The organism is Citrobacter sp. Cpo089 (assembly GCF_030332695.1).
Taxonomy (GTDB): domain Bacteria; phylum Pseudomonadota; class Gammaproteobacteria; order Enterobacterales; family Enterobacteriaceae; genus Citrobacter; species Citrobacter portucalensis.
In genome coordinates this window covers 172,652-197,232 of record NZ_JAOWHJ010000046.1, presented here as the reverse complement: position 1 = coordinate 197,232, position 24,581 = coordinate 172,652, and the positions used below count along the sequence as shown (strand labels likewise).

At 52.1% G+C, this 24,581-nt stretch carries 20 protein-coding genes and 1 pseudogene; 7 read left to right on the top strand and 14 right to left on the bottom strand.

The annotated features are described in order from the left end of the window. Positions 1-196: 196 nt before the first annotated feature. On the top strand, positions 197-5,884 hold the full coding sequence (locus OGX92_RS08325) for a pectate lyase-fold domain-containing protein (RefSeq protein WP_286586432.1): 5,688 nt from the start codon (positions 197-199) through the stop codon (positions 5,882-5,884). Between the two features lie 197 nt (positions 5,885-6,081). Continuing rightward, on the top strand, positions 6,082-6,252 hold the full coding sequence (locus OGX92_RS08320) for a YhfL family protein (protein WP_003827690.1): 171 nt from the start codon (positions 6,082-6,084) through the stop codon (positions 6,250-6,252). A 67-nt stretch (positions 6,253-6,319) separates the two neighbouring features. Here OGX92_RS08320 and OGX92_RS08315 read toward each other — a convergent pair. From OGX92_RS08315 to OGX92_RS08255, 13 genes and pseudogenes are all read right to left on the bottom strand, one after another. Next, positions 6,320-6,466: pseudogene (locus OGX92_RS08315) on the bottom strand (aminotransferase); the annotation flags it as partial. 34 nt (positions 6,467-6,500) lie between these two features. Further along, complete coding sequence (gene trpS, locus OGX92_RS08310) at positions 6,501-7,505, bottom strand: tryptophan--tRNA ligase (protein ID WP_003827687.1); 1,005 nt, start codon at positions 7,503-7,505, stop codon at positions 6,501-6,503. Beyond that, a complete protein-coding gene (gene gph, locus OGX92_RS08305; protein ID WP_003827686.1) occupies positions 7,498-8,256 on the bottom strand; it encodes a phosphoglycolate phosphatase in 759 nt (252 codons plus the stop codon). Before gph ends, trpS begins: the two co-directional genes overlap by 8 nt. Beyond that, a complete protein-coding gene (gene rpe / locus OGX92_RS08300; protein WP_003023561.1) occupies positions 8,249-8,926 on the bottom strand; it encodes a ribulose-phosphate 3-epimerase in 678 nt (225 codons plus the stop codon). Before rpe ends, gph begins: the two co-directional genes overlap by 8 nt. A gap of 17 nt (positions 8,927-8,943) precedes the next feature. Continuing rightward, positions 8,944-9,780: an adenine-specific DNA-methyltransferase gene (gene dam, locus OGX92_RS08295; RefSeq protein WP_048215408.1), complete on the bottom strand. Its 837-nt coding sequence runs from the start codon at positions 9,778-9,780 to the stop codon at positions 8,944-8,946. 117 nt (positions 9,781-9,897) lie between these two features. Then, positions 9,898-11,199: a cell division protein DamX gene (gene damX, locus OGX92_RS08290; protein WP_149335473.1), complete on the bottom strand. Its 1,302-nt coding sequence runs from the start codon at positions 11,197-11,199 to the stop codon at positions 9,898-9,900. A 96-nt stretch (positions 11,200-11,295) separates the two neighbouring features. Further along, positions 11,296-12,384 carry a 3-dehydroquinate synthase gene (aroB, locus tag OGX92_RS08285; protein ID WP_003827681.1) on the bottom strand — a complete coding sequence of 363 codons (1,089 nt, stop codon included), beginning with the start codon at positions 12,382-12,384 and terminating at the stop codon, positions 11,296-11,298. Positions 12,385-12,441: 57 nt separating this feature from the next. Then, positions 12,442-12,963, bottom strand: coding sequence for a shikimate kinase AroK (aroK, locus tag OGX92_RS08280; RefSeq protein ID WP_003023552.1), 522 nt, complete (start codon positions 12,961-12,963; stop codon positions 12,442-12,444). Between the two features lie 404 nt (positions 12,964-13,367). Continuing rightward, the gene (hofQ, locus tag OGX92_RS08275) at positions 13,368-14,615 is read right to left on the bottom strand and encodes a DNA uptake porin HofQ (protein WP_286586431.1); all 1,248 of its coding nucleotides are present in this window, start codon (positions 14,613-14,615) and stop codon (positions 13,368-13,370) included. Then, entirely contained in the window at positions 14,518-14,931 is a 414-nt protein-coding gene (locus OGX92_RS08270; protein WP_032934159.1) for a HofP DNA utilization family protein, read from the bottom strand. The genes hofQ and OGX92_RS08270 overlap by 98 nt, the downstream gene beginning before the upstream one ends. Further along, positions 14,921-15,376 (bottom strand): HofO family protein, encoded by a 456-nt coding sequence (locus tag OGX92_RS08265; protein WP_032934157.1) that lies wholly within the window; start codon positions 15,374-15,376, stop codon positions 14,921-14,923. The genes OGX92_RS08270 and OGX92_RS08265 overlap by 11 nt, the downstream gene beginning before the upstream one ends. Next, a complete protein-coding gene (locus OGX92_RS08260; RefSeq protein WP_257662219.1) occupies positions 15,360-15,899 on the bottom strand; it encodes a PilN domain-containing protein in 540 nt (179 codons plus the stop codon). Before OGX92_RS08260 ends, OGX92_RS08265 begins: the two co-directional genes overlap by 17 nt. Further along, positions 15,899-16,678 (bottom strand): type IV pilus biogenesis protein PilM, encoded by a 780-nt coding sequence (locus OGX92_RS08255; protein ID WP_003827671.1) that lies wholly within the window; start codon positions 16,676-16,678, stop codon positions 15,899-15,901. Before OGX92_RS08255 ends, OGX92_RS08260 begins: the two co-directional genes overlap by 1 nt. Positions 16,679-16,798: 120 nt before the next feature. On the opposite strand from OGX92_RS08255, the gene mrcA reads away from it, so the two are divergent. Further along, a complete protein-coding gene (mrcA, locus tag OGX92_RS08250; RefSeq protein ID WP_003827669.1) occupies positions 16,799-19,351 on the top strand; it encodes a peptidoglycan glycosyltransferase/peptidoglycan DD-transpeptidase MrcA in 2,553 nt (850 codons plus the stop codon). 105 nt (positions 19,352-19,456) lie between these two features. On the opposite strand, the gene nudE is transcribed toward mrcA, so the two are convergent. Then, the gene (nudE, locus tag OGX92_RS08245; RefSeq protein WP_003827667.1) at positions 19,457-20,017 is read right to left on the bottom strand and encodes an ADP compounds hydrolase NudE; all 561 of its coding nucleotides are present in this window, start codon (positions 20,015-20,017) and stop codon (positions 19,457-19,459) included. A gap of 322 nt (positions 20,018-20,339) precedes the next feature. Between nudE and igaA the strand changes: the two genes are divergently transcribed. From igaA to hslO, 4 genes are all read left to right on the top strand, one after another. After that, positions 20,340-22,475 (top strand): intracellular growth attenuator protein IgaA, encoded by a 2,136-nt coding sequence (gene igaA, locus OGX92_RS08240; RefSeq protein WP_286586430.1) that lies wholly within the window; start codon positions 20,340-20,342, stop codon positions 22,473-22,475. 62 nt (positions 22,476-22,537) lie between these two features. Continuing rightward, positions 22,538-23,206, top strand: a complete 669-nt coding sequence (gene yrfG / locus OGX92_RS08235) for a GMP/IMP nucleotidase (RefSeq protein ID WP_003023533.1) — start codon at positions 22,538-22,540, stop codon at positions 23,204-23,206. 10 nt (positions 23,207-23,216) lie between these two features. Next, entirely contained in the window at positions 23,217-23,618 is a 402-nt protein-coding gene (gene hslR, locus OGX92_RS08230) for a ribosome-associated heat shock protein Hsp15 (protein WP_016157639.1), read from the top strand. A 24-nt stretch (positions 23,619-23,642) separates the two neighbouring features. Continuing rightward, positions 23,643-24,521, top strand: a complete 879-nt coding sequence (hslO, locus tag OGX92_RS08225) for an Hsp33 family molecular chaperone HslO (RefSeq protein WP_003023531.1) — start codon at positions 23,643-23,645, stop codon at positions 24,519-24,521. Positions 24,522-24,581 lie beyond the last annotated feature (60 nt).

Here is a 24,581-nt window from a genome sequence, read left to right as displayed (position 1 = left end):
CCGCATGAATTCATAAAAACCGCACAAAACATCCCACTCACATCCCTAACAAGAATAAATAAAATTCACGAATTTAATAAATCATAGTTACCATGATTATTTGTGAAATAGCGTTACCCGAAGACAAACAATATAATATTTACCTCTTGATAAAAATCTATACCTTGCGTCAGATATATAATTAAGGATAAAAATTATGCAAAGGGAAAAACTCATTGCAGTAGGTATTGCAATTGCACTCCAAACTTACTACGTTCCGGCGATAGCCGCCGATAACGACGATGATAGCGATTGCCCCACTAATATATCTGTATTATCTAAAAAAGAACGCGACAAACTTTCAACACGCTGCCTTGCAGACTACGAAGAACAAGACAACCACTGGGGATGGGTGGCTGGAGGTGTCGCAGCACTCGCCGCAGGTGTAGCAATTGGTATCGATAACAATGGTAGTGGGCATTCTCAACATAATAATCCCCCTGTCATTCCGCCTGACGATGGCGGTGACGTTATCCCCACCCCACCCGGTGGCGATGGCGATGTAACTCCGCCTGACGATGGCGGCGACGTTATCCCCACGCCTCCCGATGACGGCGGCGATGTGACTCCGCCTGACGATGGTGGCGACGTTACCCCCACCCCACCCGATGACGGTGGCGATGTGACTCCGCCTGACGATGGTGGCGACGTTACCCCCACCCCACCCGATGACGGCGGCGATGTGACTCCGCCTGATACGACGGTACTCACTTTCAGCAATGGCGTAACGCTGGATAAAGGTAAAGAAACCCTCTCCTTTAACGACCTTAAACTTGATAGCGGCAAACATCTCGGCGGCGCTACTTTCAGTTATGCCAAACAGGGAGATCAATGGCAGTTGACTACCGCAGATGGAAAAATATTGCAGGTCTCTGGATGGAATGTCACCGATGACAATGAAGCTATCATTGAAGGGACGCAGGAAAACGGGCTTTACTGGAAGTACGATAGCCGCGGCTATTTGATTATTGCCGATGCGCAAACAACAGTCATCTCCGGCGATGACGAATCGCATACTGCCGAACGTGGGATAGATATTAGTGGCGAAGGCAAAACCGGCGTTGTTATATCCGGCGACCGAACGAACAATACGCTAAACGGGGATTCCACCGTCAGCGACGGCGCAACCGGCATGGTCATTACCGGCGAAGACACCACCAACACTATTTCAGGCGACTCCACCATCAACGGAGCAACCGGCGCATTAATTTCCGGCGATGGTTCAACGACCCATATCTCCGGCAATATTGATGTCAGCAACGGCAGTACTGGTGTGGTTATTGATGGCGACAACACCACGCTTGATAGTACCGGGACGGCAACCATCAGCGGCGCCGGATCTACCGGGCTGACCATCATGGGCGATAAAGCACGCTTCACTAACGCTGGTGAGTTAAACGTTAGCGAGGGCGGTACAGGGGCAAAAATCAGCGGCGATGATGTCATCGTGGATAACACTGGTCACTCAAAAGTTGATGGTGAAAACTCAACTGGACTAAATATTGAGGGTAATGGCGCGCTGATCATCAGCGAAGGGGATCAGACTATTACCCGAGGAGGAACGGGTACTCATATTGATGGCAACAATGCTCGTATCGCCAATACAGGTAATATTACCGTTGACGGCATAGGTTCTATCGGTACTGCAATCAATGGCGATAACGCTAGCATAACGCAAGCGGGAGACCTGCTTGTAACCAATGGAGCAATAGGCATTATCGTCAACGGTACGGGTAATAAAGTCAGTAACATTGGCAATACAACAGTACGCGATCAAGACTCTATTGGTTTTACCATTACTGGAGAGCAAGCCACCTTTAGTAATAAAGGGGACATTGATGTCAGCCTGAATGGAACCGGCGCAGAAATTAGTGGAAATAATTCAACCATTAATCTTGATGGCAAGATTAACGTTATTTCAAATGAAGGCAGTGATGGTATTTTCCATGGTGCAACAGGCGTGGTGGTAAGTGGCGATAATGTGACAACAGATATTACCGGTGACGTCAACATACTCAGCACGCATACATCAGAGAGTATACTGGCAAGTGATGAAACGCTCACTGGGGTAACCATCAATGGTGATGACAATAACATCTCGTTAGATGGCGCATTGAATATATCAATGGTCGAGCAATATACTAACAACAATCAATACATGGATACAACCGGACTAAGTATCCATGGCGATAATAATACCATCGATATCAGTGGTGGTCTGAATGTTAATTATCAAAACGTATTGCATGATAGAAATTCTTTTGTTGTAGGTATTGATATTGATGGCAACAGTGATGTCTCATTAAGCGGAAATTCACAGGTCAACATTACCGATATTCAGGGCGGAAATGTCGAACTAGCACACGTACAAAATGGTGGTTCATTGACGCTCACTGAAGACTCTAATCTGACAATAAGCGTTAATATTATTAATGCCCCTGTGCGTACCGGCGTATCATTATTACGTGCTGAAGGTAACGGTTCTTCTATTGAAAATAAAGGGTCTATAAATAGCAAAAATGCCGTAACACTAATAGGCGTCGTAGGTGGCGCAACCGCCAAAAACAGCGGTGATATTTCGGTTAGCACCTCAGGAGATGATTATTCGCGAGGTATTGCAATATCAGCGAGTGGAGAAGGCTCAATAGCGGAAAACAGTGCTGGCGGCAATATTACGCTCACCGCAGGTGCAACACCCTATTTTAGTACCAGCGCATATGAGTACCCACAGGCATGGTATAAAAATACACAATATGGCTTACTGGCTTCCGAACAAGGCAGTGTTATCAATGATGCTGGTGCAACTATTTCTGTCGCAGGCGCGGGAGTTTACGCGATGGGCGCCAGTCAGGGCACGGCACAAAACGCTGGGGATATCTACGTTAATGGGTACCAACAGCAGTTGGATGATAATGGGGATGTGATTGGTGAAAACTACTGGCACACAGATAGCCATGAAATCACCAGTGCTGGAATAGTTGCAGGTTCTGACAATATTGGCAGCGGCGATGCGACAGCGATCAACACCGGAACCATTACCGTTAATAACGCCGGATATGGGATGACGGCGATGAGTGGCGGCACGGCTATTAACCAGGGCACCATCAACCTCACAGCAGACGACGGTGTTACTGGCGAAACGAATCAACTGGTCGGCATGGCGGCGTTTTTCGGCGGTACGGTAGTCAATGACAGCACCGGGGTGATTAATATTGACGCAGACTATGGGCAACCTTTCTATGCTGACGCCAGCAGTACCGTCGTGAACTACGGTACAGTCTGCATTGGCGATGACTGCCAGAATAGCGAGTCATATAACCCAACGGATGACTATATCTCTCTGGTCTATGATGATGAGGCCATCGCCAACGTCGGTGAAGCGGTAGATCTCTACAAAAATGCGCTCATCATGGGTGATGTCACCAATAGTGGAACGGTGAATAATAACGCACTTTACCTTAAAGAGAGGGACAGTGCGCTCACAAATACTGCATCCGGCATAATCAACAGCGCCATTCAAATAACCGACGGTACGCTGAACAATGAAGGTACGGTTAATGCCGTCACTGTTAACAGCGGTATATTCAATAATGACGGTACGGTAAACAAAGCGATTACAATGAATGGCGGCACCCTGAATAATCTGCCCGACGGTATAGTACAGCGTAGTGCTAAGCTGAATAATAACGCGGTAGTGAATAATAGCGGTACCTGGTATCTCGGTTACGTAGGGGAAGGTGCATATCAAAGCACATTGGATATTAACGGTAACTCCGTGTTCAACAATAGCGGTGAGCTAATTATTGATAACGCGGAAAATGATGTTAATTTCCGTGACAACAGTCGGCTCTATAACACCGGGCATATCAAAATCAGTGACGCTAAGGGAAGCGCCGGGCTGAACGTTCAGAGCGGCACTGCGGCCTTTATAAACGCCGGAGTCGTCGATGCCACGGCTAAATCCGTGATGGCAAGCGCAGCGAATGCCGGCAGCAGTGATGCCTTTTTCTGGAATCAACAGGCTGGGGTGATTAACTACGATGTGGATAACGGCAAAGCCATCAGCTTTACCCACAGTAACTACGTTGCCGAAAACGATGGCACCATGAATATCAGCGGCAACAACGCTTACGGTATGTACGGCAGCCACAACGCGCAACTGGTGAACAACGGCACCATCAACCTCGGGACAAAAGGCACTACCGACACCGGCATGACGGCAATGGCGCTGGACGCTAACGCCACGGCTGACGCTGTCATTGAGAACAACGGCACCATTAATATCTATGCCAGTAATTCTTACGCCTTCAGCGTTGCGGGGGCGGGTCATGTGGTCAATAACGGCACGGTGGTGATTGCCGATGACGTGACGGGTTCCGGACTGATCAAACAGGGCGACAACGTTAACGTGGAAGGGACTAACGGTAATAATGGCAATTCGACCGAAGTGCATTATGCCGACTACATCCTGCCGGACGTGCCGGATCCCACCGTCTCCAGCGGCAGCTCCTCCTCCTCTTCCGCCACCAACAACCTGAACGGCTACGTGGTCGGCACCAGCGCTGACGGCAGCGCGGGCCAACTGAAAGTCAGCAACGCCAGCATGGACGGCGTGGGCATCAACACCGGTTTCACCGCAGGCACCGCCGATACCACCGTCACCTTCGATAACGTCGTGGAAGGCAACAATCTGACCGATGCTGCCGCCATCACCTCCACTTCGGTGGTGTGGAACGCCCAGGGCAGCCAAGACGCCGACGGCAACGTGGACGTCACCATGACCAAAAACGCCTACGCGGATGTCGCAACCGACAGCAGCGTATCCGATGTGGCAAGCGCCCTGGATGCGGGCTACACCAACAACGAGCTGTATACCAGTCTTAACGTTGGCAGCACCGCTGAACTGAACAGCGCTCTGAAGCAGGTGAGCGGCAGCCAAGCGCATACCGTATTCCGTGAAGCCCGGGTGCTCAGCAACCGCTTCAGTATGCTGGCTGACGCCGCGCCACAGATTAAAGATGGTCTGGCGTTCAACGTGGTGGCAAAAGGAGATCCACGCGCCGAGCTGGGTAACGACACCCAGTACGACATGCTGGCATTGCGCCAGAAACTGGATTTGAGTGAGAACCAGAATCTGACGCTGGAATACGGTATCGCCCGTCTGGATGGTGACGGTTCGAAGACCGCGGGCGACAACGGCCTGACCGGTGGCTACAGCCAGTTCTTTGGTCTGAAGCACAGCATGGCGTTTAATGAAGGTCTGGCGTGGAAGAACAGCCTGCGTTATGACGTGCACAACCTCGACAGCAGCCGTTCTGTCTCTTATGGCGACACCAACAAGGTGGCGGATTCCAACGCACGTCAGCAGTATCTTGAGTTCCGCAGCGAAGGGGCGAAAACCTTCACCATGCTCAACGATACGTTGAAAGTCACGCCGTACGCCGGGGTGAAATTCCGTCATACGCTGGAAGGCAGCTATAAAGAGCGTAGTGCGGGTGATTTCAACCTGTCGATGAACGCTGGCAGCGAAACCGCTGTGGATTCCATTGTCGGAATGAAGTTCGACTATACCGCTGAAAATGGCTGGAGCGCCAGCGCCACACTGGAAGGTGGTCCGAACCTGAGCTACAGCAAAAGCCAGCGTACCGCGTCACTGCAAGGTGCCGCAGGCCAGTCCTTTAGTGTAGACGACGACCAAAAAGGCGGAGGCATCAACGGTCTGGCGACGGTCGGTGTGAAATACAGCGCCAAAGACGCCAGCCTGAATCTGGATGCTTACCAGTGGCAAGAGGACAACATCAATGATAAAGGCTTTATGTTGAATTTCAGAAAAACATTTCGCTAATTAATTAAATCCAGCAGTCTGGTATTACTTATTAATACCAGACTATCTTTATATAAATCAAATTCACCAATCTTATGTTTTATATAAAAAAGATATGTCCTTTTCTGGACTACTTAAAGTTTATGTTAGTTGATATCTTAACCGCCGAAAAATGGATTTCATCCATTTAAAAATAGATATCTTACAAGGATTTTAACATGCTGAAATTTGCAAAAATCACCTTAGTTGCTGGTGTTCTGGCTACGCTGACCGCGTGCACTGGTCATATCGAAAACACAAAAAATAACTGCAGCTACGATTATTTCCTGCATCCAGCAATTTCGATTTCAAAAATTATTGGTGGCTGTGGCCCGGCTGCGAATCAGTAATAGAAGCGATTGCGCAGATACAAAAAAACCGGGAACTTCCCGGTTTTTGCATTTATAGATTAGGTGCTCATTCACATGTTATCGCACTCACGCTCTCGCGCAAAATACGCAGCACCGTTTCTTCTCCACTTCGGTTTGGATTGATTCGAATCGCATAATCGCCCAACGACGGACTCGCTTCGCGAAACGTCCCCGAAAGGCGAAAAAAAACCGGGCGTAACCCGGTTTCTTCAGTATCGCAGGGAGCATTACGGCTTGGCGACAAAACCAATCGCTTCGTAAACGGCTTTCAGCGTAACAGATGCGCGGGCGCTGGCTTTTTCCGCACCTTCTTTCATCACTTTCTGCAGGAAAGCTTCATCGTTACGGAAACGGTGATAGCGTTCCTGAAGCTCGGTCAGCATACCGGAAACGGCCTCTGCGACTTCACCTTTCAGATGACCATACATTTTACCTTCGAAGTGCTGTTCCAGCTCCGGAATGCTCTTACCGGTGACCGCAGAGAGGATATCCAGCAGGTTGGAAACACCCGCTTTGTTCTGCACGTCGTAGCGTACAACAGGCGGTTCTTCAGAGTCGGTCATCGCGCGTTTGATTTTCTTAACCACAGATTTCGGATCTTCCAGCAGGCCGATCACGTTGTTGCGGTTGTCATCCGACTTGGACATTTTCTTCGTCGGCTCCAGCAGCGACATCACGCGCGCGCCGGATTTAGGAATGAACGGTTCAGGCACTTTGAAGATGTCGCCATACAGAGCGTTGAAGCGCTGGGCGATATCGCGGCTCAGTTCCAGATGCTGTTTCTGATCTTCGCCAACCGGTACCTGGTTGGTCTGATACAACAGGATGTCTGCCGCCATCAGTACCGGATAATCAAACAGACCGGCGTTGATGTTCTCCGCATAGCGCGCGGATTTGTCTTTGAACTGGGTCATACGGCTCAGTTCGCCGAAGTAGGTGTAGCAGTTCAGCGCCCACCCTAACTGTGCATGCTCCGGTACGTGAGACTGCACGAAAATGGTGCTTTTTTCAGGATCGATACCGCATGCCAGATACAGCGCCAGCGTATCGAGCGTTGCTTTACGCAGCTGCTGAGCATCCTGACGAACGGTGATGGCATGTTGGTCAACGATGCAGTAGATGCAATGATAATCATCCTGCATGCTCACCCACTGACGCAGCGCACCCATATAGTTGCCAATGGTCAATTCACCTGAGGGCTGTGCGCCACTAAAAACGATGGGCTTAGTCATTTTTTGATTCCTGATTTTCGCTATGCGGAAGCCCGAGAGCGGGCAGTAGTTCATTAATACGGTCGTAAATAACGTCGGGCTGGCTCAGCGCGATTGACTCGCCGTAGTTGTAGCCATAGGTCAGGCCAACGGACGGACAGCCAGCAGCTTTTGCCGCCTGAATATCATTGCGTGAATCCCCTACGAAGAGCATTTGCTCAGGCTTGATGCCAAGCTTACTTGCCACCAGCAGCAGCGGATCCGGATGCGGTTTTTTATTCTGCACGTCATCACCACCGATGACCACGCTAAAGTACTTGGCGATATCTAATGCTTCGAGCAATGGTGCGACAAACGGGGTCGGTTTGTTGGTCACCAGACCCAGCGGCAATCCTTTCGCATGCAGCGCGCCCAGCGTGTCGGCAACATCAGGGAACAGGAATGTCCCCTCTTCTGCGACATCGCCGTAGTATCTGTCGAACAGCTTACGCAAAATACGTACCTGCTCCTCGGCGGGAATATCATCATCAACGGGCGGTTTACCCATCGTTTTACGTAATGTTGCGCGCTCCTGACGGGACCACGTTAGCGCGCGTTCCATCAGTACATCTGCACCGTTACCAATCCAGGTGATAACGCGTTCTTCTCCGGCAACCGGCAGTTCCAGCGCATATAGCGCCATGTCCACCGCTGCGGCTAATCCCGGCGCGCTGTCGACCAGCGTGCCGTCGAGGTCAAATGCAGCGCCCCGAATATCCTGAAACTTATCCATGACTTACCTTCGCCAGTTCATTGCGCATTTCATCAATGACTTTTTTGTAGTCTGGTTGGTCGAAAATGGCGGAGCCTGCGACAAACATATCTGCGCCTGCTGCGGCAATTTCACCAATGTTATTCACTTTGACGCCACCGTCCACTTCGAGGCGGATATCGTAGCCAGATTCATCAATACGACGACGCACTTCGCGCAGCTTATCCAGCGTTTGTGGGATGAAGGACTGTCCGCCAAAGCCTGGGTTAACGGACATTAGCAGGATCACATCGAGCTTATCCATGACGTAGTCCAGATAACTCAGTGGTGTTGCCGGGTTGAATACCAGGCCCGCTTTACAGCCATGCTCTTTGATCAGCTGTAAAGTGCGATCGACATGCTCGGAGGCTTCCGGATGAAAAGTAATGATGCTGGCGCCAGCGGCGGCGAAGTCCGGGACAATACGATCGACCGGTTTCACCATCAGGTGAACATCAATCGGGGCGGTGATGCCATATTTACGCAGCGATTTCAGTACCATCGGTCCGATGGTCAGGTTCGGTACATAGTGATTGTCCATGACGTCGAAGTGCACGACATCGGCACCGGCAGTCAGCGCTCTCGCGGTGTCCTCACCCAGGCGGGCAAAATCAGCCGACAGAATTGAGGGGGCGATCAAATACTGTTTCATCCGCTTCTCCTTGAGATTTATTTCTTCGCAGGCGTTACAACTCCTGGTTTATACAGTGCCAGCAGTTCGTTCACCTTTTTACGCGTGCCGCCATTGCTGCTTATGCTGCGCCGCACTTTGACCTGAAAATGTTTCGCCGCTCGGTACCATTCACGGGTATCGGGCGTATCGTGGTTCGAAATTAACACCGGGATCTGCTTACTGACCAGCTTTTCTGCCATCTCGGCCAAATGCGCTTGCTCTTTCGGGCTAAAGCTGTTGGTGTGATACGCAGTGAAATTTGCCGTCGCCGAAAGTGGTGCATAAGGCGGGTCACAATAGACCACAGAGTTGCTATCCGCACGGTCCATGCACTCTTCATAGGAAAGGCAATGGAACTCCGCATTCTGCGCTTTCTCAGCAAAATGGTACAACTCGGCTTCCGGGAAGTAAGGTTTTTTATAACGCCCAAACGGGACGTTAAACTCGCCGCGCAGGTTATAACGGCACAATCCGTTGTAACCAAAGCGGTTCAGATACAAGAACAGCACTGCTCTGCGGAACGGATCCTCGCTGGCATTAAATTCTTCTCTGAACCGATAGTACACCTCAGCCTGATTGGTTTCAGGCATAAACAGCTCACGCGAAGCCTGCACATACTCATCGGTACGCGTCTTCACGATGTTATAGAGACTGATAAGGTCGCTGTTGATATCGGCAAGAATATAACGAGAAAAGTCGGTGTTGAGAAACACCGACCCGGCACCCACGAAAGGTTCAATCAGGCACTCACCCTGAGGTAAATGCCGTTTGATATCATCAAGCAGGGGGTATTTCCCCCCTGCCCATTTCAAAAAAGCGCGATTTTTTTTCATGCTGACTAACTAATTACACCTTCTCCGGCTGTGGAGAAAGCTCCGACAGCATCCTGCGCTTTAGTCTTTGTCCCGCAATTGGGCGAAACATCAAACCATTGCAGAACATATCCTATCTTACTTCAAATCGGCCTGAACCTGATGCAGCGGTTTTGCCCACGGGTTTTTCGCCTGAATATCAGCGGGTAACGTAGACACTGCACGTTTCGCATCTTCTTTAGACGCATACACGCCTGTCACCAGAACATACCACGGTTGACCGTTACGCGTCGTCTGGTACACCACATAGTTCTTCAGGTTTTCTTTCTTCGCCCAACCGTTCAGGTTGTCGTAGTTAGAAGAACTGCTGAGCTGCAGCGTGTAATGGCTGGACGGCGCAGATTTTAACGCTCCAACATTACCTGCACTTTTCGCTCCGCCAGCAACAGGCGTTGTTGCTGTCGCCGTTGGCGCAGGCGTTGCAGTCTGTGCTGGCGCAGTTGTGGTTGCTTTCGGCTCAGCGGTCGCTTTCGGCGTAGCGGTTACCACAGGTGCTTTAGTTGTGGTGGTCGGCGCGGTAGCAGTTACGGTTGGTTTTGCCTGGGTAACAGGTTTCGGCTCTGTCGGCGTCGCTTTCACCGTAGTTTGCGGTTTGCTCTTCGGCTCAATTACGGCCTGTTTACGTTCCTGGCGCGTAGCAGCAGGACGCTCAGTCGTTTCCGTTTTCGCAGTCTGGCGCGCAGCATTACCATTACGCATCGGCGCAACGGTCGCAGGTTCGGTCGGCAGCGTAGAGTTAACCACAACGTTGTTAACCTGTTCCTGACCCTGTGGTTGCGTCAGAGCGTTGTTCAAATCGCCCTGCACTTCAACACGCTGCTGCCCTTCAGTTGCCGCAGGTGCCTGACCTTGAGTCGGGGTAGAGGAAATCGGTGGCAGGGAAACATCCTGCTGGGTATTGCCAGCGGTCTGCTCAGCGCCCGTTGCAGGTGTCGTTGCACTCGCCTGATCCGTTGCATTGCTGCCAGAGAGATCGATGCTCTTCTCGCCAGATGCTGCCTGCTCATTGGAAGAAGATGAGGGGGCTTTCAGCGCAGAACCAATGCCGATAATCAGCAGCAGCAGTACCAGAACACCCACGCCCATCATCATATACTGGCGGGAGGCAGGTTTGCTGACGGCTTTCTTACGCTTGCGCGGACGACGTTCTACACGCTCTTCATCCACTGCATCGTCATCAGATTCATACTCTTCTTCAATGTCCTGCTCTTCATCACGCTCTTTGCGTGCGCGCGCAGGACGGCGATCGTCAGCATCCAGATCAACATCATCAAAATTGATTTGCGGCTCATTATCGCGTTCAGACGATTGACGAGAACGACCAGTACGACGATCGCTGGGATCGGGTTTCAGCTCGTCTTCTGGTTTGAATTCATCCATTTAACACCCCACTCAAAGGTTAATGCTTACGACTTTGCACATAACCTGAAGCTAAAAGACCTACGTTTCGCAACGTAAGCCTGACCTTTCTTGTTGTTACGCCTGCTGGCAATCAGCAATAGCGTTAAGAACCACCTCGTGCGACACTCCGCCGCGCACTTCACTCTTCCCTATCGCTCGCGGAAGCACCAAACGAATCTCTCCCGCTAACACTTTTTTATCTCGCAGCATGTGCGGCAGATAAGCCTCGGTGGACATTTCACGCGGACCATTCACCGGTAAGCCAGCTCGCTGTAACAGCGTAATGATGCGCTGCGTATCAGCGGAGGTGAACTGACCCAAACGTTCTGACGTACGGGCAGCCATTACCATACCTGCTGCGACTGCTTCACCATGTAACCAATTGCCATAACCCATTTCAGCTTCGATCGCATGGCCAAACGTGTGTCCCAGATTCAGTAAAGCACGTAAGCCCATTTCACGCTCGTCTGCTGCGACAACTTCTGCTTTCAGCTCACAACAACGACGGATACAGTACGCCATTGCCGGACCATCCAGACGCAGTAACGCATCCAGATTGTCTTCCAGCCAGCTGAAAAATTCACCGTCAAGAATGATGCCGTATTTGATCACTTCCGCCAGCCCCGATGCCAGCTCACGCGCAGGAAGCGTTTTCAGACAATCGAGATCCACCACCACGGAGGCCGGTTGGTAAAACGCGCCAATCATGTTTTTACCGAGGGGATGGTTTACGGCGGTTTTGCCGCCAACGGAGGAGTCGACCTGCGACAACAGGGTTGTCGGGACTTGAATAAAACGAACACCACGTTGATAGCTGGCTGCCGCAAAACCGGTCAGATCGCCAATCACGCCGCCGCCAAGGGCAACTAACGTGGTATCACGACCGTGCGGTTTTTGCAGTAACGCGGTGAAAACCGTATCCAGAACCGTCAGGCTTTTATACTGCTCGCCATCGGGAAGGATAACGCTATCAACGTTAACACCCGCCTGTTCAAGTACGCCGCGAACCTTATCGAGATAAAGGGGAGCCAGGGTTTCGTTGGTCACCAACATAACCTGATCGCCCGATTTCAGCGGTAAGAATGAAGCTGGCTCATTGAACAAACCAGCCGCGATGGTGATAGGGTAACTACGTTCCCCGAGAGTGACTGTGATCCTCTCCATTACGCGACATCCACCTTAGTTACTTGTACCCGCAGACGAGTGTGTATTCAGCCAGAATTAGTTGCTTTCCAACATATGAATAATCTGGTTTGCTACGACTTTTGCGCTCTGATCGTCGGTGCGAATGGTCACGTCAGCAATCTCTTCGTACAAAGGATTGCGTTCGTCAGCCAACGCTTCCAGAACTTCACGAGGCGGTGATTCTACCTGCAGCAGCGGGCGTTTCTTGTCACGTTGAGTACGTGCAAGTTGTTTTTCAATTGTCGTTTCAAGATAGACCACGACGCCACGCGCGGAAAGACGGTTACGTGTTTCACGTGATTTTACAGAGCCACCGCCAGTTGCCAGCACAATACCCTGTTTTTCCGTCAACTCGTTGATGACTTTTTCTTCGCGATCACGGAAGCCGTCTTCACCTTCTACATCGAAGACCCAGCCCACATCAGCTCCGGTTCGTTTCTCAATCTCTTGATCAGAATCGTAAAATTCCATATTGAGTTGTTGAGCTAACTGGCGCCCAATAGTGCTTTTTCCGGCACCCATAGGCCCAACCAGAAAGATATTGCGTTTCTCTGCCATTTTTTCGGTACTACTAAGACTATTCGTTAATGGTAAACCCGCTTCGCAGACACCCAGCGCAGCAGGACATGAACTGAAACCTCATAAGATATTGCGAGAGTCAGACTGAAAATTATCTCAATACTCAAGCGGGTTTGGCAACTGAATAAATCACCAAACCTAACGCATTTCTGGTCGTGGCAGGCATGCTACCCTGCAAACATCAGACCTGGCGACGTATCGCGCAGTCAGATGACACCCAATAAGCCTATGGCACACCACCGGAAAGGCAAAGCGTATTCACTGCCGCATAAGTAAAGAAAAGTACCGACGCTCAAATCGGTACTCCTTGTATGCTAAATACACCCTCACGTCAAATCCCTGAAACGTGTTCAGTGCAAAAACAATGGCTTTTCATGCATAAGTTATTCCGTTGAAACCAGTCTGGGCGTAATAAAGACCACTAATTCGCGCAGTTCATCTTCTTTACCATCATGGCGAAAAAGAGAGCCAAGCCAGGGAATGTCGCCTAATAGCGGCACGCTGTCGGCTGCGGATTTATTCTTATGTGAAAAAATCCCGCCAAGCGCAATCGTCTCGCCGTTTTTTACCTCGACCTGCGTTTCAATCTCCTGCTTGTCGATAGCCAGCACTTCGCCATCTGCCTGCTGTAGAACCTGTCCGGGAACATTCTGGCTGATATGCAGTTTCAGCCTGATTCTCCCTTTCTGCAATACCGTTGGTGTTACCTCCATCCCCAGTACCGCTTCCTTGAACTCGACGGATGTCGCACCGCTTTCACCGCTGGAGACCTGATAAGGGATCTCACTGCCCTGCTTAATACTGGCAGGTTGCAGGTGAGATGCCAGTAATCGTGGACTGGCGATGATATCCAACTGCTGTTTTTGCTCCAGCGCAGACAACTCCAGTTCCAGTAAACGACCGTTAATGCGGCCAATGTTAAATCCCACGCGGGATGTGGCGGTGGCTACAGAGAGATCGCTGGCAAGCGTTGTAACATTCCCAACCGCCCCCGATTGTTGTGCGTCAGCCAGCGACCACTTCACCCCCAGCTCGCGCAAACTTTTTTCATTTATGGTGACGATATGCGCCGCCAGTTCGACCTGGGCAACCGGCAAATCCATTTGCGATACCCACTTTTCCAGGGTGTTAAGCGCAACGCTATTATCACGCAGCAGTAAGCGGTTGGTCCGTTTATCCACCGTCATGCTTCCCTTGGCACTGAGCAGCTTTTCTCCTGCTTTTGCCAGCTCGGCAGCATCGGCATAGTGCAAAATAATGCTGCGCTGCTCCAGCGGCATACTGGCCTGAATCCGCGCCTGTTCATTGTCCTGGCGGGCCGCATTTTCACTCTGCCATTGAACAGAATGCACATGCAGGATATTGCCCTCCTGGCGTAATACCAGCCCGGCACTTTTTACCACCGTCTGCAATGCCTGCTTCCAGGGGACATCCGTCAAATGCAACGACAGCACACCGCTGACATCTGGCGAAACCACCAGGTTTTTCTGTTCCTGTTCAGCCAGCGCCTGCAATACCTGCGTAACCGGCACATCATCGAGCACCAGCGTCACGTTTTGCGGTTTCGTCGCCAGCGCGCTCGTTATCCCGACCGCCAGCGCTATTACTATCCACGCTATCCATCGCTTCATTTACCGCTCCTTGTCGTTGCCACTGCCATCGCGGCGGTTCGCAGTTTTTTTCTGTATCGAGGGTTATGTTCTGGGCCGTTATCTGCGTAATCGTCCAACCGTTTTTCAGGACGTCATTTGGCTTAACCCGCCGCCATTTTTTCTGGCTATCCTGAACGATGCCGATGGGTCGCGTGCCCTGGCTCACCATGCCCTGAAAGCGCCATGTCGACATCTCAGCAATTTGGCAGCGGTCCTCCGGCGGCAGGAAGGGATTACGCATACCGGTGAGCATCAGTACGCTCATACATGCCAACAGCCAGCGTTCAACCGTCATTCAGACGCTCCAGCTGTAGCGTTAGCAGCAACTCCGTGTCTTCTGCGCTAAGCGAAAATCGGCTGACGTTCATCCCCTGATCCGCCAACTGGACAAACGTCTGCGGGATAGCATCCCAGGCCGATATCAGCGCCATCTCTCCGCCTTGCGCGGAGGGTTGCCAGTGGATAAGACGAGTAAGTGAAGTCTGAAACAGCAGCGGGGAGAACAGGGTCAGTTTCTCTTCCGGCTCTGCTGGTGATGCCGCCAGCAGATAGACATCTCGCCATTGCATCTGAATAGCTGCCCGTTGTTGGACCAGCGTCTCGCGTTGCATCGTCCGCTCCCGCGCGACGGGATAAAGACATAACGTCACCAGTATGAGTAGTCCTAACATCCAGCCGCACCAGCAGATGAGTCGAAAGCGCGGCGACTGCGCTAACCAGACATCACAGATCGTTATCATGCGCACCGCTCCGTGTCAGTCGATAGTGGAATTGCCAGCGTCCCTGCGCATCCTGCTGCGTTTCACCGGGGCTGCTCAACTGAAACAATGGCTGCTGGCGTAATTGCGCCTCCAGCGCCTGCAGCGCGGCAAAGTTCAGCGTGTTTCCCGTCAGTTCCAGCGTGTCCTGCTGCCAGGCCATTTTTGTTAACCACGCCTGCTCAGGCAGGAATTCCGCCAGCTCTTGCAATACCGACTGCCAGCTTCGGGTCTGCTCACGCTGTTTGTTCCGTGCCTGCACCTGTTGCCATCGTTGCTGGCGCTGCTGCATACGCGGCTTTAGCGCCATTAAGGCCTCGGCACGCGTCTTTTCGGCATCTGCCAGCAACAATTCAGCCCGATTTTCTACACTCAACACGCTGTAATAGCGCAACAACACGCCGCTACTAAGCAGTAGCGAAGCGCTAAATAAGATGCCCCAGAAGCGCAGGCAAGCGTAACGCCGAGTCTGACGCCAGGGCAGAAGATTAATGGTCGCTATCATCAATACGCGCCTCCCATAGCGAGTCCCAGCGCAATGGCGAAGTGATGACTTTGCGTTGGAATGGGCGGCTGGCGTACAGACACGGCGCTCAAAGGGTCGAAGCCGCCAGGGGAGCATTGCGCAATGGCTGTCGTGGGCAGAGATAATGTCGTGGCAAGCTCATCGATACTGCCAATATCGCCCGTTGATTTACGTCCCCATGCCGAACGGGTCGCCCATAACCACTGGGCGTCATCACGCCATACCAGACACTGCTGATGCTCTGGCAAGAAGGGAATAAATCGCTGTAACGCGCTGGCATCCGGTGTAATCGCCGTAACCTGCACCTTCAGGGTTTGGATAAGCGTCAGAAGCGCTGAAATCTCTTTGCTTTGCGCAGCAGTGACGTTAAACGCCGGGCTCAACGTGTCTTCGCTATAATCAAAATGCAGCGCATCCGGCGCCATATCGAGTTCACGCGCCATCGAACCGGACAACCATGCGGTTTGCTCTGGCTCGCGTAACGTCATTGTCGGACGAGGAAACTTTTTTTGTAACGTCCTGTTGGCGGGAAAAGAGAGATGAATATGGTGTCGGCGAGGGAGCTCCCGGCTCCACGGCAGTAGCGCGGCGACCAGCTGTTCAGGCTCGCGAATGTGGCCATCGACGATAACCTGAGGCGTCAGCGGTATACGCCACCAGCGTTGCAGATACCAACCTGATGCTTCGCGAACGATAGCGACAGCCAGCGCTTCATGTTGCTGAATATGCAGACCAATTTTCCAGATATTGAAAGCCATTGCTGATGATCTCCTTATCACCCGTCGCTTTAACGGGTATATCAATGCGTCTGGCTTGCCTTTATACTACCGCGCGTTTGTTTATAAACTGCCCAAATGCCACTAAATGGGAAATCTCCAGTGAAGTTCGTAAAGTATTTATTAATCCTTGCAGTATGTTGCATCCTGCTGGGAGCAGGCTCGATTTATGGCCTTTATCGCTATATCGAGCCGCAATTACCTGACGTCGCGACGCTCAAAGATGTGCGTTTACAGATCCCGATGCAGGTTTACAGCGCTGACGGCGAGCTAATCGCGCAATATGGCGAGAAACGTCGAATCCCGGTCACACTGGATCAGATGCCGCCGGTAATGGTTAAAGCCTTTATCGCCACAGAAGACAGCCGCTTTTATGAGCACCATGGGGTAGACCCGGTGGGGATCTTCCGTGCGGCCAGCGTCGCATTGTTCTCTGGTCACGCTTCGCAAGGGGCGAGTACCATTACCCAACAGTTGGCGAGAAACTTCTTCCTGAGCCCGGAACGTACGCTGATGCGTAAGATCAAAGAAGTGTTCCTGGCGATCCGCATTGAACAACTGCTGAGTAAAGATGAGATCCTCGAACTGTATCTGAACAAGATCTATCTGGGGTATCGCGCCTATGGCGTGGGTGCTGCCGCGCAGGTCTATTTCGGTAAGACAGTGGATCAACTCAGCTTAAGTGAAATTGCGGTGATTGCCGGTCTGCCAAAAGCGCCGTCAACCTTCAACCCACTCTATTCGATGGACCGTGCAACCGCGCGACGTAACGTTGTACTGTCGCGTATGTTGAGCGAAAACTACATCACGCAGGCCCAGTACGATCAGGCGCGCGGCGAGGCCATTGACGCTAACTACCACGCGCCGGAAATCGCTTTCTCTGCACCGTATCTGTCTGAAATGGTGCGCCAGGAGATGTATAACCGTTATGGCGAGAAAGCCTACGAAGACGGGTATCGCATCACCACTACCATTACGCGCAAAGTACAGCAGGCAGCTCAGCAGGCAGTACGTAACAACGTGATGGATTACGACATGCGCCACGGCTACCGCGGCCCGTCGAACGTGCTGTGGAAAGTGGGCGAAAGCAGTTGGGACAGCAAGAAAATTACCGATACACTGAAAGCGCTGCCGACTTATGGCCCCCTGCTGCCGGCGGTTGTTACCAGCGCCAATCCACAGGAAGCCATTGCCGCGCTGGCGGATGGTACATCAGTGTCATTACGGATGGATGGTATGCGCTGGGCGCGTCCTTACCGTTCGGATACTCAACAAGGCCCAACGCCGCGTAAAGTGACTGACGTAGTACAGACTGGCCAGCAAATCTGGGTACGCCAGGTGGGAGATGCCTGGTGGCTGGCGCAAGTGCCGGACGTCAACTCAGCCCTGGTCTCCATCAATCCGCAAAACGGCGCGGTGCTGGCGCTGGTTGGTGGTTTTGACTTCAACCAGAGCAAGTTTAACCGTGCAACCCAGGCGTTACGCCAGGTGGGCTCCAACATCAAGCCATTCCTGTATACCGCCGCGATGGATAAAGGTCTGACGCTGGCGAGCATGCTCAACGACGTGCCGATCTCCCGCTGGGATGCCGGTGCTGGTTCCGACTGGCAGCCGAAGAACTCCCCGCCGCAGTACGCCGGTCCTATCCGCTTACGTCAGGGGCTGGGTCAGTCGAAAAACGTAGTCATGGTACGCGCCATGCGCGCCATGGGCGTGGATTACGCGGCAGAGTATCTGCAACGTTTCGGCTTCCCGGCACAGAACATTGTGCATACCGAGTCGCTGGCGCTGGGTTCTGCTTCGTTCACACCGTTGCAGGTGGCACGCGGTTATGCAGTGATGTCTAATGGCGGCTTCCTGGTCGATCCGTATTTCATCAGTAAGATTGAAAGCGATATGGGCGGCGTTATCTTCGAAGCGAAGCCGAAAATTGCCTGCCCGGAATGCGATATTCCGGTGATATATGGCGATACCCAGAAATCTAATGTGCTGGAAAACAGTAACGTAGAAGATGTCGCCGTCTCGCAGGAACAGCAGAATGCCGCCGTGCCTATGCCGCAACTTGAGCAGGCGAACCAGGCTCTGGTCGCGCAAAGCGGAACACAAGAGTACGCTCCGCACGTGATCAACACGCCGCTAGCTTTCCTGATTAAAAGCGCGCTGAACACCAATATCTTTGGTGAACCAGGCTGGATGGGAACCGGTTGGCGCGCAGGTCGCGATTTACAGCGTCATGATATCGGCGGGAAAACCGGGACTACCAACAGCTCTAAAGATGCGTGGTTCTCCGGTTACGGACCAGGGGTAGTAACGTCGGTATGGATCGGCTTTGATGACCATCGCCGCAACCTTGGTCATACAACGGCTTCCGGCGCGATCAAAGACCAAATCTCCGGCTACGAAGGCGGTGCGAAGAGTGCGCAGCCTGCATGGGATGCTTACATGAAATCCGTGCTGGAAGGTGTGCCTGAACAGCCGCTGACGCCACCGCCGGGTATCGTGACGGTCAATATCGATCGCAGCACAGGACAACTGGCGAGCGGTGGCAATAGCCGCGCAGAGTACTTCATTGAAGGCACACAGCCGACGCAACAAGCGGTGCATGAGGTGGGAACAACCATTATTGATAATGGTGAGACACACGAACTGTTCTGATCGATTGCCGGATGGCGCTTCGCTTATCCGGCCTACAATTTCGGTACAATTATTTGATCTTCCGGAATTTTGTAGGCTGGATAAGGTATCAGTTGGCAATCGTAATTAAAGCCGCCCCTGCCCTTTCAGCCATTCGCGTACGAGGAACAGCGCACTGACATTACGTGCTTCATGAAAATCAGGATCTTCCAGCAGGTCCATCAAATGCGCCAGCGGCCAGCGCACCTGCGGTAATGGCTCAGGTTCATCACCCTCCAGCGATTCAGGATATAAGTCCTCTGCCACCACGATGTTCATCTTGCTGGAGAAATAAGATGGCGCCATGCTGAGTTTCTTTAAAAACGTCAGATCTTTTGCGCCAAACCCCACCTCTTCTTTCAGCTCCCGATTCGCCGCCTCAAACACGCTTTCGCCAGGATCGATTAATCCCTTGGAAAAACCCAGTTCGTAGGACTCGGTCCCGACCGCATATTCGCGAATAAGGATCAGATGGTCGTCAACAATCGGCACAATCATTACCGCTTCACGCGTGGATGGACGCATACGTTCATAAACGCGGCGTACGCCATTGCTGAACTCAAGGTCCACGCTTTCGACCTTAAACAGCCGGGATTGGGCGACGGTTTCCACTTTCAAAATCGTGGGTTTCTGTAATGATTTGCTCATTGTGAGGATCTTTGCTGTGAAATCTGGGGTTATTGTGCGATATACCGCACGGTTTCGGCAATGTGAATTGCCGTTTATTTACATTTATGTAACGTACTAAAAGTTAATCCCTATTTCAAATTAAAAGTCAATAGGTTGAAATAACTCCAGGAATTTGCTGATATTCCATTTTTGGTGATTTTGCTATGATTCGCATTTACTGGGCTGTATTTAAAGATGCTCAAGTTCGACTCCACACTTGCCGATAGCCAACCACAGAATCACGAATATTGAACAGGGTGCGACTGACCACGCCTGACAGACTAAGTAAGATGGGGAAAGCATGAGCACCATTCTGATTTTTTTAGCTGCTTTGCTGGCCTGCTCATTGCTTGCAGGATGGCTACTCAAATCAAAATCCAGGCAGAAAAATTTACCCTTGAGCAGCGTCTTCTCAGACGCCTCGAAACGTAAACTCACACCTGAAGAACGCAGCGCAGTCGAAAACTATCTCGAAAGCCTTAGTCAAATTCAGCAAGTACCCGGTCCCACGGGAGCCAGTGCTGCGCCGGTCTCATTAACGTTGAATGCCCAAAGTAATAGCGTCATCGTGCTTACTCGTTCGATTACACGTTACGGCATTACCACCGACGATCCTAACAAATGGCGCTACTATCTTGATTCCGTTGAGGTACATCTTCCCCCTTTCTGGGAACAATACATCAACGACGAAAACAGCGTTGAGATAATCCACACCAATACGATACCGCTGGTTATCTCGTTGAACGGCCATACGCTGCAGGAATATATGCAGGAAGCGCGAGGTTATGCGTTACAGCACACCGCTTCTACCCAGGCGTCCATTCGTGGTGAAGAAAGTGAGCAGATTGAACTGCTGAATATTCGCCAGGAAACCCATGAAGAATATGCGCTCAGCCGCCCTTCGGGATTGCGCGAGGCGTTGCTGATAACCGCATCATTCCTGCTGTTCTTTTTCTGTTTGGTTATCCCGAACACGTTTGTTCCGTGGGCAGTCGGTGGCGCGGTGTTGCTGTTAGCTGCGGGTCTGTGGGGATTGTTCGCCCCGCCGTCTAAAAGCGCCCTGCGGGAAATTCATTGTCTGCGCGGTACGCCGCGTCGCTGGGGATTGTTTGGCGAAAACGACCAGGAACAAATTAATAATATCTCGCTGGGTATTATTGATCTGATCTACCCAGCTCACTGGCAACCTTACATCGCCCAAGACCTTGGCCAGCAAACGGATATCGATATTTATCTCGATCGCCACGTTGCCCGCCAGGGGCGTTTTTTATCTCTGCACGATGAAGTGAAAAACTTCCCGTTACAGCACTGGCTGCGCAACGCTGTCATCGCAGGCGGCTCGTTGCTGGTACTGCTGATGCTGCTGTTTTGGATCCCGCTGGATATGCCAATAAAGGTCACGCTCTCCTGGATGAAGGGCGCGCAAACTATCGAAGCCGCCAGCGTTAAACAGCTCGAAAACGCGGGCGTTCGCGTGGGTGACACGCTGCACCTGAGTGGTACGGGTATGTGTAACATTCATACCCAAGGGAGCTGGAATGCGCAGCCTGCCACGCCGTTTATGCCTTTCGATTGCTCGCAAATTATCTGGAATGATGCGCGCGCATTACCGCTGCCTGAGTCTGACCTGGTGAATAAGGCCACCGCGCTCACGCAGGCCGTGAGCCGTCAGCTGCATCCCAAACCTGACGATGACTCTCGCGTCAGCGCATCGCTACGCTCGGCAATCCAAAAGTCCGGCATGGTGTTACTGGACGATTTTGGTGAGATTGTCCTTAAAACGGCCGATCTGTGTGCAGCCAAAGATGAATGTATGCGCTTAAAAAATGCGCTGGTTAACCTCGGTAACAGTAAAGACTGGGCCGCGCTGGTGAAGCGAGCGAACGCAGGCAAACTGGATGGCGTGAACGTGCTGCTACGTCCGGTAAGCGCAGAGTCGTTGGATAATCTGGTGAATACCTCTACGGCGCCGTTTATTTCACGCGAGACTGCGCGAGCAGCCCAGGCGCTGAATAGCCCTGCCCCTGGCGGTTTCCTGATTATCAGCGACGAAGGCAGCGATCTGGTCGATCAGCCGTGGCCGACGACCTCGCTATATGACTATCCTCCCCAGGAACAGTGGAACGCCTTCCAGCGCCTGGCGCAGATGCTAATGCAGACACCATTTCGCGCGGAGGGGATCGTCACCAATATTTCGACTGACGCCAATGGCACCCAGCACATTGGCCTGCATCGTATTCCGGATCGTTCAGGATTATGGCGCTACCTTGGCACGACGCTGCTGATGTTCTCCATGCTCGGATGCGCTATCTACAACAGCATACAGGCATTCAGACGCTACCAGCGTCACCGCACCCGCATCGCGGAAATTCAGAGCTACTACGAAAGTTGTCTCAATCCAACACTGATTGACAACCCGGAAAGCCTGATTCGATAACACGCTCGCGCGACAGGATATGCTACCCTGTCGCGCATCATGTTTTCTTCTGGGGAGTTTCCATGCATATCAATATTGCCTGGCAGGATGTCGACACCGTGTTGTTAGATATGGACGGCACGCTGCTCGACCTGGCATTCGATAACTATTTCTGGCAAAAATTGGTGCCGGAAACCTATGGCGCGAAGCAGGGTATCTCTCCTCAGGAAGCTCAGGACTATATTCGTCAGCAGTATCATGCCGTGCAGCATACGCTAAACTGGTATTGCCTGGATTACTGGAGCGAGTGCCTGGATCTGGATATTTGCGCCATGACCACGGAACAGGGACCGCGCGCCGTTTTGCGCGAAGATACCGTACCGTTTCTTGATGCCTTAAAAGCCAGCGGCAAGCGCCGCATTTTGCTCACCAACGCGCATCCGCATAATCTGGCGGTGAAGCTTGAGCATACCGGTCTGGCCTCACACCTTGATTTATTACTTTCCACCCACACATTTGGTTATCCCAAAGAGGATCAGCGGTTATGGCACGCTGTGGCTGAAGAAACGGGAATGAGTGCAGAGAAGACGCTGTTTATTGACGACAGCGAACCCATTCTCGACGCCGCTGCTCTGTACGGTATTCGTTACTGCCTCGGCGTGACCAATCCCGACTCCGGCATCGCCGAAAAACAGTACGCACGCCATCCGTCACTGAATGACTACCGCCGACTGATCCCCTCACTGATGTGAAGGAGACGCCATGAAAGAAAAGCCCTCTGCTGAAGTCAGGCTGGATAAATGGCTGTGGGCTGCACGCTTTTACAAAACGCGTGCGCTAGCCCGCGAAATGGTTGAAGGCGGTAAGGTGCACTACAACGGCCAGCGCAGTAAGCCAAGCAAGATTGTCGAGCTGAACGCCACCCTCACCCTGCGCCAGGGAAATGACGAGCGAACGGTCATTATCAAGGCCATTACCGAGCAGCGTCGCCCGGCAACGGAAGCCGTTACGCTGTATGAAGAAACCGCGGAAAGCGTGGAAAAACGCGAAAAAGTGGCGCTGGCGCGTAAACTTAACGCGTTAACCATGCCGCACCCGGACAGGCGACCGGACAAAAAAGAGCGCCGCGACCTGTTACGATTTAAACACGGCGACAGCGAGTGACTGTCACCTGCAAGAGAGATGATTATGCCGCAACATGACCAATTACATCGTTATCTGTTTGAAAACTTTGCCGTGCGCGGCGAACTGGTGACCGTTTCGGAAACCCTGCAACAGATCCTCGAAAATCATACTTACCCGCAACCGGTCAAAAACGTACTGGCTGAGCTACTGGTTGCCACCAGCCTGCTCACCGCCACGCTGAAATTTGCCGGTGATATCACTGTGCAGTTGCAGGGTGATGGTCCGCTGAGCCTGGCCGTCATCAACGGCAACAACAATCAGCAGATGCGCGGCGTGGCCCGCATGCAGGGTGATATTCCTGAAGATGCCGATCTGAAAACGCTGGTGGGCAACGGTTACCTGGTGATCACCATTACCCCGGAAGAAGGCGAGCGTTATCAAGGCGTGGTCGGTCTGGAAGGTGACACGCTGGCAGCGTGTCTGGAAGATTACTTCATGCGCTCTGAACAGCTGCCGACACGCCTGTTCATCCGCACTGGCGACGTTGATGGCAAACCCGCTGCTGGCGGAATGCTGCTGCAGGTAATGCCGGCGCAAAACGCGCAGGCAGATGATTTCGATCACCTGACAGCCCTGACTGAAACCATCAAAGCCGAAGAGCTGCTGACGCTGCCGGCCAACGAAGTGCTGTGGCGCCTGTACCACGAAGAAGAAGTTACTCTCTACGATCCGCAGGACGTTGAGTTCAAATGCACCTGTTCACGCGAACGCTGCGCAGGCGCACTGAAAACGTTGCCGGACGAAGAAGTGGACAGCATTCTGGCGGAAGAAGGCGAGATCGATATGCACTGCGATTACTGCGGTAGTCACTATCTGTTTAACGCCATGGATATTGCTGAGATCCGCAGCAATGCCTCCCCTGCCGATCCCCAGGTGCATTAATCACTGTCTTGCCTGATGGCACGGCGCTTATCAGGCCTACGGAAAAACTGTCGTAGGCCT